Source organism: Pseudomonas qingdaonensis (genome assembly GCF_018398475.1).
Classification (GTDB): Bacteria; Pseudomonadota; Gammaproteobacteria; order Pseudomonadales; family Pseudomonadaceae; genus Aquipseudomonas; species Aquipseudomonas palmensis.
In genome coordinates, this window is record NZ_CP074676.1 from 3,432,103 (window position 1) to 3,446,106 (window position 14,004).

The 14,004-nt window shown below is 69.7% G+C and carries 2 protein-coding genes; both read right to left on the bottom strand.

Annotated elements, in window-relative coordinates; all coding sequences use genetic code 11:
* Positions 1 to 14: 14 nt before the first annotated feature.
* Positions 15 to 12,647, bottom strand: a complete 12,633-nt coding sequence (locus KH389_RS15580) for a filamentous hemagglutinin family protein (protein WP_244988641.1) — start codon at positions 12,645 to 12,647, stop codon at positions 15 to 17.
* A gap of 205 nt (positions 12,648 to 12,852) precedes the next feature.
* Positions 12,853 to 13,995: a substrate-binding domain-containing protein gene (locus KH389_RS15585; RefSeq protein ID WP_054916084.1), complete on the bottom strand. Its 1,143-nt coding sequence runs from the start codon at positions 13,993 to 13,995 to the stop codon at positions 12,853 to 12,855.
* Positions 13,996 to 14,004: the final 9 nt, after the last annotated feature.

The following is a 14,004-nucleotide window of genomic DNA, read 5'->3' on the forward strand; positions in this document are numbered from 1 at the left end:
CGAACCTGGCAACCCTACAGCACCAGATTCCCGCGCTCCTCCTCCGTCAACCGCCCCCGCGCCTGCTCATCCAGCGCCCCGGCCCCCAGCACCTGCACCGGGCTCTGCGGGTTGTACTGCGGCCCCAGGCTCGCGCCCTCCTTGCCCGGCACCAGGCGCTCGGTACCAAACCCCAGCACCTGCACGGTGATCACCGACGGCTGACGCTGGCGGGCCGCGGCCTGCTGCTGGCGCACCGCATCTTCGGCGGCCTGGGTCGCCGACGACGCCGCCGCACTCGCCGACGAGATCGCGCCGGTGTTCACCGCCGCCACCACCGGCATGCCCTTGGCATCACCCTGCACCTGGATGTTGGCCGCGTTCACCACCTGCAACGCGGCAATGTTGACGTTGCCCGACACCCGGATGCCCGCCTCCCCCGCATCGATGGTGCCCAGCGGCGCAATCAGGTCGATGTCTCCCGGCGGCACTTCCACCACCGGCGCCAGGGTGGCGATACCCGCACCGGTACTCGGCACCGTGGGCGACAGGCTGCTGTTGCCCCAGGTGTCGTACAGCCGGCGCGGCGGGGTGTAGACCACCGTGGTCTTGGAACCACGCCCGGCGTTGATGTCGCCCTCGGCCGACCAGCCCAGAATCGACCCGCCAAAGGTGGTCATGATGCGGCTCTGCCCCAGCAGGATGCTGCCACGCGCGTACAGCTGGATATCGCCGTTGCCCTGGGTGATCACCCCGGCACCGGCCGGCGGCGCCTCGCCCTCCACGCCGAACACCTGCTGGCCACCGGGGGTGAGCATCTGGATCGCGCCCCCCACCTGGGTACGTACCCCGGCCCCGCCGAACATCAGGATGTCGCCGTCGTAGCGGATCGGGTTGCCGGCCACGTCCTGCTCGGGGAACAGCGCCGCGATCGCATTGCGCCCGCGCAGGTAGCTGCCCTGGCGCGGCCCACCCACGGTGTTGTACTCCAGGCCGCCGGCACGCAGCTCGGCAAAGTACACCTGGCGCGCAAACACCGCCTGCTCGGTCGCCGGCAGGCTGGCGAACCGCGCCCGCGCCTGGGCCGCATCGCCCTCGAAGGCGTAGCGCTCGGCCAGCCATTGACGCAACTCCTCGGCGTAGGTCTTGGCCACCTTGCCCGGCTGCGCCGCCAGGCTCTGGTTGCTGTCGGCAAGGTTGGCCGGGTTCAGGTACAGCTCGGCAAAGCGCGCATACCCTGGCCCCTGGGCGCCCACACCGGCCTGCAACACCAGGCTTGCGCCGGGGCGGTTGTCGCCGGTGACGATGGCGCCCAGGCTGGTGATGGCTGCACGGTCCTCCTGGCGCAGGTCACGCCCGGCACTGACGGTGAGCGTGCCGGGGCCTGCCACGTTCAGGCCACTGAACAGGATGTCGCGCCCAGCCACCACCTGCGAGTGATCGGTGGCGTGGTTGTGCACGAACAGGTTGCCGCTGGACAGCGCCAGCGCACCGACGATGTCCGACATCATCGCCGGCACGTAGGTGGTCTCGCCAAGGCCGGTACCGCTGTACACGATGTCGCGCCCCGCCATCATCCACACCGGTGCGGCGCCCTCGTACCAGACGGCCCCATTGCGCGCATTGCCGAAGTTCAGGACCTCGCCCGAGCGCACCCCCACCAGGTCGCCGCTCACGGCGTAGATGCGCGCCGGCTGCAATTGCCCGTAGGCATTGGCGGTGCTGGTGCTGCCAAAGGCGAACAGCGGGAAGCGACCCGCTTCCAGGTCTGCCGCAATCCCGTCTGGCCTCTGGTTGCTGACGCTGTGGCCGTTGTAGCTGCCGATGAAACCCGGGTTGAACGGCGTGGCCAGGGCCGACGGTGCGGCGCCGGACTGGTTGATCGCATAGCCACCGGCGTAGATCGAACCCTGCGCCACCAGCTGCAACTGGGCATTGGCCGAAGGTGCCAGCAGCAACGAGTAGCCACTCGCGCCCTGCAGCCGGTTCTTCTCCCGGTACTGCGCGGAGTTCCCGTAGTACAGGTTGCCGGAGGCCGCCACCGCACGCAGGATCGACGGGTAGACAAAGCGCCCGTCGGTGGGCGAGGTATCCAGGCCGGACAGCGCATCACCGCTGACCGGCTGGGTCAATTCGATCAGCTGGGTGCTGGGGGTCAGGTCACCGCCCGCCGAGAACAGGTCGATGGCGGTGTTGGCCGTCCACAGGCTGAACCAGCTGTTGCCGCCCCCCGCCGCCGTGCCGAACGGCGTGGTGTTGAGCGTGGGCACACGGCCCGGGTCGGCCGCCGCCCCCAGCACCAGGTCGCCCCGGGTGCTCAGTTGCACCGTGGCGTCGCCGGGCACCACCACCAGGCCGCCTTTGGCGCTGGCCAGGGTGGCCTGGAACGGGTCGTAGGCGCGGGTTTCGTGGCTGTCCTGCTGTATCCCGAGCGCGCCGTAGGCACGGTCGATACCGCCCACGGCCGCTGCCGACACCTGCAGGTTGCCGCGCAGGTTGACCAGGGTACCCTGCAGGTCATGGGCGGCCACGCCCAGTACATCGGCGTTGTCGCCACGCCCCAGGGCCGCCTGGGTCGGGTTGACGGCGCCGCCGACCTTCAGGTTCAGGTCGCCGCCACCGCCCAGCGTCAGGCTGCCATCGCGGCCCACGCGGCCGGTGCTGCCCACCGCCAGCTGCAGGGCCTGGGTACGTGCGCTGTCGTCCCACTGCGTGCGGTACTGGTCAGCGGTATTGCCGATCACATCGAGGGTGCCGGCCTGCCCGCCCACCGTGACATCGAGGTTGCCCCCGCCCAGGGTGCCGAAGCCGGTGAAGCCGGCCACCACACTGTTGCGCTGGTAGCGCACATAGGTGCCGAAGTTGATCCACCAGGCCGTGGGTATCTGCTCGTCTGCCGCCAGCGCGTTGCCACTGCCCTGGCGCCACAGCCAGTTGCCGACCTGTGCGGTGGGCAACTGGTAGGCCAGGCGGGTCAGGCTGCCATATTCGCGGCTGAGGGAGTTGCCCGTCAGGTTGCCCCCCACCATCAACAGCAGGTTGCCGCCCTGCTCCGGGTACCAGGCCTGGTACAGGCTCTGCGCGCCGCCATCGACCAACGCCTCGTAGCCGCCGAGAAACTCCGGCAGCACCTGCCCGTCATTGGCCTGCCCGCGTGCCAGTTGATAGGCGGCGGGCACCGGGGTCGCCGTACCGGCGGTGTACACGCCGAACAGCGTGGTCATGTCCAGGTTGCCGGCGGCGATCAGGTCCAGGTCACCGGTACCGGTACGCAGCACGCTGTAACGCGAGGCGCCGCCGGGCACCGTGTCGTGCTCGGTGTTGCCTGGCGCGGTCATCACGCACCAGGTGGGGAACTCATCGCACAGGGTGGGGTAGCCAATTGCATCGAAGTCGATCAGATCGCCCGGCCTGGCATCTGCGCCAAACCCGTCGATGCCTTCCTGGGTCCAGGCCAGGCCACCGCCGGCGGCCGGTGCCCTGGCGCACCAGGTGGGGAACTCGTCGCACAGCGTGGGGTAGCCGATGGCGTCGAAATCGATCAGGTCACCGGGCCTGGCGTCCACGCCAAAGCCGTCGATGCCTTCCTGGGTCCACACCAGGCCGCCGCCGGCAGCCGGTGCCCGGGCGCACCAGGTGGGGAACTCGTCGCACAGCGTGGGGTAGCCGATGGCATCGAAGTCGATCGGGTCGCCGGGCTTGGCGTCCACACCAAACCCGTCGATGCCTTCCTGGGTCCACACCCAGCCGGCACTGGCGCCTACCGCCAGCATGCCCAGGTGGTGGTCGGCCAGGCGCAGGCGCCCGCTGGCGTTCGGGTCGGTCAGGCGCGGGTCGGCCGCCGTGGTATCGGCACCGGCTACCACGCGCAGGTTCCACGACTGCGAACCGGCCGGCAGCATGCTGGCGACCGCCCAGTTGGTGCCCTTGCCCTCGCTGCGCAGCGCCACCGAGCCCACGCCCCCCAGCTTGATATCGGTGCGCGGCGGAATGATCGCGCCGCGTTGCAGCACCAGGTTGCCCGCCAGCAGCACCAGGTCATCGGCGCCACCGTTCAGCAGGTGGCCCGGATCGGACGGCAGTGCCACGCCTTTTGGCCAGGTCATGGCCGTGACGGGCGTGTTGACCACCAGCCGCGTGCCGGCGCCCAGTTGCATGCCGGCCTCCAGGCGCAGCGGGGCCTCCAGGCGGGTGCCCGCCGCCAGTGCCTGGCTGCCGTCGGCGTTGTAGAGCGCCGCCGAGAGCACGGTGCCAGCCGGCAGCTCGATCGCGGCCGAAAGGGTTGCACGCACTGGCAGCACAGCGCCCGAGGCCAGCACGCGCGCCTGTATCGGCAGGTCGTAGTTGAGCACCTGGCCGGCCAGAAAACCGGTGCCCTCGTGCAGCTCGACCCCGCCGTTGGGCACCACCACCTGGGCGCCATAGGCCAGGCGCCCTTCCAGCAGCACCCAGCCGCCGTCGTCCTGGGTCTCGGGTGGCGGCGCGAAGCCGTCGTTGATGCTGCCCAGCACCTCCACGTCGCCACCGGCACGCAGGCTCAGGCTGCCGGCCTCGCCCGAGCCGTACACCGCGCCGGTCTTGTGCACGTTGGGGTTGAGGCTGGCATAGCGGTAGCGCGACAGGTCGAGGTCGCCGCTGACCACCAGGTCGCCGTCGGTGATCACTTCAAGCCCCGGGCGCAGGTGGAACTGCTGAGCGTAACCCTTGACCAGGCCGGCGAGCTTGCCGTTGACCAGCGCCGTGTTGGCCAGGGCGCTGTCGATGAACTGCACGCTTTGCGCGTGGCGTGCGTCGAGGTAGGCCTGGTCGATCTGGACATAGGGCTTGCCGCTGACATGCGGGTCGACGCCCTGCGGGGCCGCATGATCGCGCGCCATGGCGAACAGGTCGATGCGCTGCGCACCAAGAATCGACAGCGCCTGCGAGGCGTCGATGGCGATGTCGCCATGGGTCGGGTCGTCGGCCCGCAGCCGCGGCGCATACAGCGCCAGGGTGCCGCGCTCGCGGCCATCGTGCTGGCCGGCGCCGCCGCCCAGTGGTGCGTCGGTGCCATGGCGCAGGTCGATACGCACGCCACGCGCCAGGGTCAGCTGCCCGGCACCGGCATTCAGCTCCACCGTGGCCCGGTTGGGGCTGTCGATGATCTTGCCGTAGCTGTCCACGCGCAGCACGCTGCCATGTGCATCGAGCACCGCGCCCTGGGCCAGGGTCAGGCCATTGCCGGCGGCCAGGCGAATGCTGCCGACACGCTCGCCGCTGGCATCGATCAGGCCGTTGACACGCAGATGGCCGTTGTCCAGCGACACCTGCACCTGGTTGGCGCGCACCCCGTTGCCGATCTGCAGGTCGCCCTGCTTGAACTGGAAGCGCCGGCTGCCATGCACGCCGCCGTCGTTCAGGCGCTGGTTGAGCGTGGCGAAGGCACTGCTCAGGTCACCGGCCAGCCCCTGGGCACGCAGGGTGAAACCCGCACCCGCGTAGGGCACCTGGGTGCCCCCGGCATCGTAGTGGCCGGAGCTTGCGCCCAGGAGGCGGCCTTGCAGGTCGACCTGGCCGGCACTGGCGTCCAGCGCCACCACCTCCAGGCTGCCGGCCTGGTTGTGTTCGGCGTGCAGGTCGATGATCGACCCGGCCGCCTGGTGGATGTTGCCGTGCTGGCTGCGCAGGATCACGTCACCGCCCCAGCTGTACTTGTCCAGGTCGTTGAGGCTGACCTTGCGCCCGGCCAGGTCCAGTTGCGCCGCCTGGCCCAGGCGCAGGTCGCCCTGGCTGTCGAGGGTCAGCTTGCCGCTGGGCAGTGCCACGCGAGTGTCGAGGTCGATGCGCTGCGCGCTGAACGACCATTCGGCGCCCAGCGCCCCGGCCTTGAGCTGCGCGTCGGCGGTGCTCGGCGCCGCCCCCGCGAGCATCTGCAGGGCACCGCCGACGCGCACCTGGTTGACCGAGCCGGCTTCACCGGTCACCAGCGGGGTGCGCACCAGCAGGTTGCCGCCGCTGTAGCGGTAGCCTTCGCCGGTCACATACTCGCCGCGTGACTGATACACCGACAGGCTGCCACGGTGGTTGGCAGTCAGGCGTTCGCTGGCCAGCAGCGCCACGTCGCTGAAGCCCAGCGCCAGGCGCTCGAACGCCGGCTGGCTGCTGCTCTGCGCCTGCGGGCCATACCCCAGTTCGATGCGCCGGGCTTCGATCTGCAGCCGTCCGCTGCCGGTGCCGGCACCGTTGCCGAGCAGGGCCGGCGCGGCCTGGGTGGCGCCACTCCAGATCAGGTTGCCGGTACGAATGCTGGCCACGTCAGTGGCCGCGCCATGCCCGTAGATCGCCGGGGTGCCCAGCACCAGGTTGCTCAGGCGCGACTTGCCGGTCGCCGGGTCGAGGGTGTCGAGCGCGGTGGTGCCGAAGAAGTTGAGGCTGTCCTGCACGGTCAGCGTCAAGGTTTCCAGGGCCGGCGCGCCACGGCGGGTATCGCCCTGCAGCAGGCGGTCGAGCACCTGCTGGTTGAGGGTCAGGCCGCTGGGCAGGTAGCCCGCCGCAGCGGCAGCGGCCAGGCTTTGCGCACTGCCGACGTTGATCGCGCCCACCGCCAGGGTCAGGTTGCGGGTGCCGAAGCGCACCTGGTCGTCGAGGCTGAAGCGGTTGTTGGTGGCGGCGGCAATGGTGCCTTCGGAATACAGCTCGGTCTGGCCGCTGCACCGCGTCAGGCAGCCGCCGATCAGGATGCTGCCCGGCCCGGTGATCGTCCCGCTGGGCGCTTGCGGCGCCAGCACGTCGACCCAGCCATTGGACACGATCAGCAGGCTGCTGTTGTGCGGGTTGTAGAGGTAGCCGTCGCGGCTGTCGTAGGCGGGTGCGCCCTGCCCGAGCGTATCGATGCTCGCGCCTTGCTCTATGTTGATGGCGCCGGCGATGCGCCCGGTAACCATCAGCACTTCGGCGGCCTTCAGGTGCGCGCCACCCTTGAGCACGATGCTGGTGCCCCTGGCATCACCGAACAGCAGCTGGTTGCCACCCTGCCCGTACACCCGCTGCCCGGCATGGCCGATGCGCAGGCTGCTGGCACCCAGGGCGTTGAGCTGCGACGCGGCAATGGCGGTTTCGCCGGCACCCGGTGTGGCGGGCGCGTTGTCGCCGTGGATCACCAGGGTGTCGCCGAACAGCACCGTGGCGATGCTGCCGTGGCCCTTGTCCGCCGGTTTGTTCAACAGCACGCCCTGCATGCTGAAGCCGGGCCGCGTGGTGTCGTTATGGCCCAGGTCCAGGGTCAGGCCCTTGGCATCGATGGGCAGCGCGGCACGCGGGATACCCAGGCGTGCGGCATCGTCGAGCAGGAACTGGCTGAAACTGGTCTCGTTGTACTGCGAGTACCGACGCAAGGTGTCGGCACCGGTCAGTATCAGGTGCTGCGACAGGGCATCGCCCAGCCCGCTGCCGGCGATCGAGCGCTTGCCGGTCAGGCCCCACGAGCCATTGCGCAGCGCCGTGGCACCTGCCTGCGGCGCGCCGACGCTGGCCTGGCCGTTGACCTCGACACGGTAGGCCCCCGGCAACAGCGCATAACTGGCCGGCAGCAAGGTGTAGGTGCCGGCGGGCAGGCCCGGTACCCCGGCGTCCAGGGTGATCCGCTGGCCCACCAACGGCATCGAACCCGATGGCTCGCCCGCCACCGCTTCGGGCGCCACGCTGGCCTGCACACCGGGCACGATGGCGTACACCGGGTTGTTCGCCAGGCCCGGCAGGCTGAAGCTGCCATCGGGGTTGTTGCGCACCAGCGGGTGATAGCGGGCATCGGTGGAGCCGCCGCGCCCGGAGATGAAGCCGGCGCCGCGCACATCGCCACCGCCGGACAGGTCGATTACCGCACCGGGTTGGACCGCGATGCTGCCACCGCCCAGGGTCACGTTGAGCCAGCCGTTGGGCAGGCTCTGGCCCAGCACCGTGCTGTTCAGCGACTGGCCGGCGAAGTTGTACACCAGGCCATCTACGGTGCCGCCATAAGGCATCACCAGGCCGGCGGCACTGACCGAAGTCAGGCTGCCAGGGCGCAGGGTCAGTTCGCGGGTGCTGGCGGTGCCCAGTACCAGGGCGCCGAGGGGCGCGCGCAGCACGCCCTGCTGGTCGATGGTGTCGGCCTGTATCGACAGCGCGCCAAACAGCGAATAGGGCTGGGCAGGCGTGGCCGCGCTGCTGCGCGCAATCTTCACATGCTCGGCCTTGATCACTGCCACGGCATTGGTGCCAGGGTAGATCTGCGCCGCGCTCAGGGTCAGCGTGCCCGGCGCCACCAGCCGCGTGTCGTTACCGCCCAGTGTCTTGAGCAGGCGCAGATCGCCGCTGCTGTTCAGGCTGACCTGATGGAAGCCGCGTCGATCGATGCTCAGCGCTTCACTCCCCCCCGTGCCGAACTTCAGGGTATTGCGTACGTCGATCAGCGCCGCATCCACCTGCAGCATGGCCTGATCGGCTTGCGACGAAAGCGCGATACCGATTTGATTGTTGGTGAGGCCCGGCCCGGCCGGCGGCAGGCTGGTGTACCCGGCCAGACGCACATGCGCAGCCGACAGGCGCACCCGGGTATCGGCGCGAGCCCCTTCGGCCAGCCCCAGTGCACCGGCATACAGGTGCAGGCTGCGCGCCGGTTGCAGCGTCACGTCGTCGGTAAAGCTGATCACGCCGCGGCTGAACAGCGTCAGTGCATCGAACCCGCCCTGCGCCACCTGGGCCACGCTGAGGTGGCCATGGCCATGTTCCAGCTTACCGGCCTGGTTGGCGAAGGCTTCCCCGCGCGGGCTGATACGCAGCTCGCGCTGGCGGATGGCCTCGGCATAGGCCGGGGTGATCGGGTAGGTACCGCTCTCCAGCGCAAGGGTCAGGCTGCCGCCCGCCACGCCAGCGCCACCCGCCGCTGCACGCAACTCGCCGTCCACGTACAAGCCATTGATCGAACTCAGGCTGATGCTGCCGCCCTGGCTGGCCAGCCGAGTCGCGCCAACCCCGGGTACATCGACACTCATCTGGCTGCCGGACGCATCCAGTACAGCGCCACGCTCGACCACCACGAACAGGTCGGGGGCCAGCGCGCCACCCAGGTTGGGGTCGAAGGTGCTGCCGATGACGATACTGCCGCCCTGGCGCAGCTCGCCATAGCGCTCGCCACGCGCGTCCACGGCGGTGACGGCACGGGCCGATACGTCGAGCAGCGCCCCGGCGCCGACCCGGATCGCCCGTTGATGCGGCTCGAACCGCACCGCACTGGTCAAGGCCTCCTGCACAACAGTGTCAGCCAGGGTGATCTGCCCGCCGTGTGCCACCAGGCTGCCGTCAACCTGCAGGCCACCGGGGCTGCGCAACGTGATGGACTGCCCGTCATCGACCTGGATACGGCTGCCGCTGGCTACCTGCAGCCAGCGTGACGCCACCTGCTGGGCCGACTGGTCCAACTCGCTGCCCGCCTGCAGCAGCAGGCTGGCACCGGCGCGCTGGGTCAGGACGCCCTTGGCGGCGTTCTCCAGGTACTGCGGTGGCGTCCACAGCTCCAGCGCCTCGGCCGCCGAACGGGCATCGCCACGCAGGCGATACACCGGCCGCGTCACCTGCACCTGGCTGTCGGCCGCCACCTCCAGGCGCTGGTTGCCCACCACCTCGTAGCGGGCAAAGCCCTTGGCGAAGAAATCGCTGCCCAGGTTCAGGCTGGCCGCCGGGGTGTCGGCGCCGATGCTCACGGTGTCGCCGCGCAGGGCCAGCGTGCCGGCGCCCGTGGTGCCGTACCCGCGCAGCTCGCCGCCCAGCAGCAACTGCCCACCGGCCCCGCCCGAGGTCAGGCTGGCCAGGCTCAGGTCGCCACCGGCACCCCCGCGCCAGTTGCCGTCGGGGGTGCGCGCCGCGCCGCTTTCCACACTCAGCACACTGCCCTGGCCCAGGCGAATGTCGCCGGTGCCACGCAGGGCCAGCGAACCGCCGTCCAGCCAGGCCGACAGGTCGGCGGGCTGCGCATTGACGCCGTCCTGGCGCCGGCCGCTGGCCTCCACGCGAACCCCGTCGGCCACCTCGATACGCGCGGCCAGGCCGGCATTGCCGACCCGCAGGCTGTCCGAGCCGCGTTGCAGGTTGCCCAGCAGCAGGTCGCCGCCGTGGCTGACCAGGTCGGCGTTTATCTGCACCTGTGGCGCCAGCAGGCTCAGGCCGGCGCCGTCGGCCAGGTTCAGCGCCTGCTCCAGGCGGATGCCCTCATACGCGGCCACCTGCAGGCCGCCAAGCTCGCGCAGGCGCTCGGCTTCCAGGCGCAGGACGCCTTCGCGCTCGGCCTCGACCGGGGCGTCGAGGGTTAGTGAGCCGCCCTGCACCTGCGAGCCGATCACCACCTGGTGCAGGTTGCCCGCGCCGGCGTTGAGCACGCTGCCCGTGGCGGTGGGCCGGTAGTCGCCAACGATCAGCTGTGCGCCGCGGGCCTGGCTCAGCTGGCTTTGCCGGTAGCCGTCGAGGCCGGCCTGCGGGGCCTGCAGCTGGTGGTCGCCCTTGAAGGTTTCGCCCAGGATGTCACCGCCCAGCTGCGCATTGGCGGTGCCGACCACCAGCCGCCCGGCATCGCGGCCAACGGTGTAGCCGTTCTCCAGGCGCTCGCGCGGGGCGATCAGCGGGCTGTAGAAGTAGCGGGTCTGGCCCCAGCGTGCGCTGTGCTGCTCGTAGCCCTTGTACACGCCCTGGTACAGCACGTCGCCAGGGGCACGCGAGAGGTTGTACAGGCGCCCGTCGGCGCCCTTGAGCCAGGTCTGCTTGAGGTAGCCGGTGGCCACGTCCAGCGTGCCGCCCGAGAGGTTGACCAGCGAGCCGGCCTGGGTCACCAGGTCGCCCCCGGTGAAGCTCACCGTGCCGCCCTGGGCCAGCCACTCGCCCAGACCGTGGCTGCGCGTGCCGAGGTAGCCGCCCACTTCCAGCAGGCCGCCGGCGGTGTACCAGCGCTCACCCTCGTAGCCGTTGGTGCCGGCGGCCACGTGCACCAGCTCGCGGATGTCGACCCACACATCGGTGCTGTTGAGCGCGCCGCTGTCGCGGTTGCCCGCCGCGTCGCGCTGCTCGTTGCCCTGGATGTTGACCTTGATGCTGTTGCTGTCCATGGCCAGCTTGACCCCGACCGCGCCCGCCACGTCCAGCACCGCGCCGTCGCGCAGCAGGCTGCGCTGGCCGGCACTCACCGCCACCTGGCCGCCGGTGGCCAGGGTCAGCGAACCGCCCTGGAAGTCCACCGTGCCGCCACTGACGATCTCCACCCGCGACAGGCTGCGGTCATCGGCCACCGCGCTGAGGTTGTCGAACGCGCCGTTGCGCTGGTTGACCTGCCCGCCCAGGTCCTTGCGCACCGCCTCGCGCTGGCTGTCCAGTGCGCTGCCGGGGTTGGCGTCGATGACGATGGCAGTGGTGCTGCCGGCGGCCAGGGTCACGTTGCCGGTGCGGTCGCTGGCCGCGTTGAGCAGGTGGATGGTGCCGCGGTTGTCGATCGAGCTGGTGGCCACGGCCACGCCCTGCTGGCGCACCTGATGCCCGGTCAGGGTGATGTCGCCCTGGCTGGCCTGGATCAGCCCGCTGTTGCGCACCGTGCCGGCCGTGCTGCCGGCCTTCAGCGTGGTGGCCACCTCGTTGCCGCGGGTGGTGGAGTACGGGTTGCCCGCCGTGCCGACGCCCTTGCGGATGTAGAAGGTATCGCCCGCCGCCAGGGTCGCCTGGCCCTTGGCGTTGATCAACTGGCCGGCGTTCTCCACCTCGTGGCCCAGCAGCAGGGTGTAGCCACCGCCCTGGGTGGAGCTGGCCGGGGCGTGGGTCTGGATCAGCGCGCCGCGCTCGACCATGACCTTGCCGGCGGCATCGGTGAAGGTCGGCTGGCTGCCCAGGCTGTCCACGTACAGGCCGCGCTCGGTGAACTGCTGGTCGCTGATGGTGGCGGCGGCCGCCGTCAGGTTGCGCACGTTGATCTGGCTGCTGCCGCTGAACACGATGCCGTTGCGGTTGACGATCATCAGCGTACCGTCGGCCTTGATCGTGCCCTGGATCTGGCTGGGCGCGACGCTGTTGCCGACGCGGTTGAGCAGTGCCCAGTTGGCGTCCTGCTGGAAGGTCAGCTGGGTGTCGCGGCCGACGTTGAAGGTTTCCCAGTTGAGAATCGCCTTGTCGGCGGTCTGCTTGATGGTCACCTGGGTGGTGCCGCCCTTCTGCGTCTGTACCGGAGCCTCGGCGTTGGTGAACAACGGCTTGCCATTGGCATCGAGCAGCGGGTTCAGGCCATTGCCGCCCAGGCCGTTGTGGATGCTCGAGGGCGCCGCCAGCGCGGCGGCGCGGCCGGCCGCCTGGGCAGCCTGTTGCGCGGCGATGGCGGCCACGGTGTTGTTGAGGTTTTGCAGCGAACGCTGCAACTGGGCATTGGCACGCTGCTGCTGGGCCAGCGGCGGTGGCAGCCCCGGCAACTGCACCGCACCGCCCTGCCCGCCCGTACCGCCGGCCTGCGGCGCGCTGCCCTTGGCCGCGAACCAGGCCGAACTGAACGCCGCAGGCGCCGCCTGCACGCTGCCGGCCAGGGCCAGCAGCGCAATCACCTGGGCCAGCGGCTTGAGCCGCAGCAGGGGCATATCGGCCTGACGGTGGGTACGGTGGGAGGGCGAAGCAGCAGTGCCAAGGCGCATTGCAATCAATCCTTTTCTGGTCCATCGCGGTAATGGGGTGCCACACGCCGGTGCGGCCGGTGACCTATGACATAGGCGGTTGCACGGGCGGCAGACCGAACCTTTGTCACGCAAAGTTCATGTGATCGGTGGCGTTCTGAAACGCAAAAGCCGGTAACGGCGCGAGCCGTTACCGACGGGGTACAGCGACAGGCGTCGGCGCGGCTTAGGCCGGGCGACCCTGGGTGTTGCACACGCTGAGGTTGTTCACGCCCAGTGCGCCGGACTGGTTGGCGAACTGCAGGCGAACGGCGTTTTTCCAGGCTGAGCTCAACGGGATCAGCTTCTGCGCGATGATGGCCGCATCGTTGTTGGTGGTGGCGCCGTAATGACGGTTCAGGAAGGCGACGACGGCGGTGCCGTCTGCGGCGTCCTTGTAGCACTGACCGAAGATCAGGTTGGTGTAGGCAACGATGGAGTAGCCGGTGGCCGGGTTGGCCAGCACCGGGGCCCAGTTCTGCGGAATCGCGCGTGCGGCGGCGGTGGCCGGTGGCGCGGCGTTGGCCAGTGCAGTCTGCACGTTGCCGACGGTTGGCAGCAGGTTGTTGACGCGGGCGACCTTGGCGTTGTTGGTGGCATCCACGTCTTCAGGGCCTACATAGCCGATGGCGTCTTCGGTGCCGTACACCGAGGTCACGATATCGCCGCTCAGGGCAACACCCTGGAACGTGGCAGGCTCTGCACCGACCTGAGCGGTGGTGAAGGTGCTGCTGACGCCGAACTGGGTCGGGCACTGGCTGTTCAGGTGACGGGTGAAGATCTCGGAGGTGCCGCTGCTGCCGCTGCGGTAGAACACCTTGATGGCCTTGTTCGGGTAGCTGGCGTCGATCTGGTTCCAGTTGCTGATCGAACCCGAGAAGATCCCGCACAGCTGGGCGCTGGTCAGGTTCAGGTCGTTGACGGCAGTGCCGTTGGCCAGCTTGAGGTTGTACGGGATGGTGACCGAGGTGGCTGCCGACGGAACCTGGATCAGCGGGCCCCACTTGTTGGCGACGTCGTTGCCGGCGCTGTTGTGGTCCAGGTTGTAGGTGTTGATTTCCGCATCGGAAAGGATCGAGTCGCTGCCTGCGAAATCGACGGTCACACCGGCGGGCTTGTTGATATCGGCGGCACGGTTGAACAGGAAAGCCGACTTGCCTTTACCGCTGCCAACACCGGTGTAGGTGTCGAAACCGGCGCCCAGTACGCCTGGGGTGGTGTACAGGCCTTGTGGCAGGGTGGCACCGCCACCGACAACCGCTGCCATCGATTGAGCCGAAGCCAGTGCGGCAACAGCCAGCGAGGCTGCGATCATAGTGCGCTTAAACATGAAGAAGCT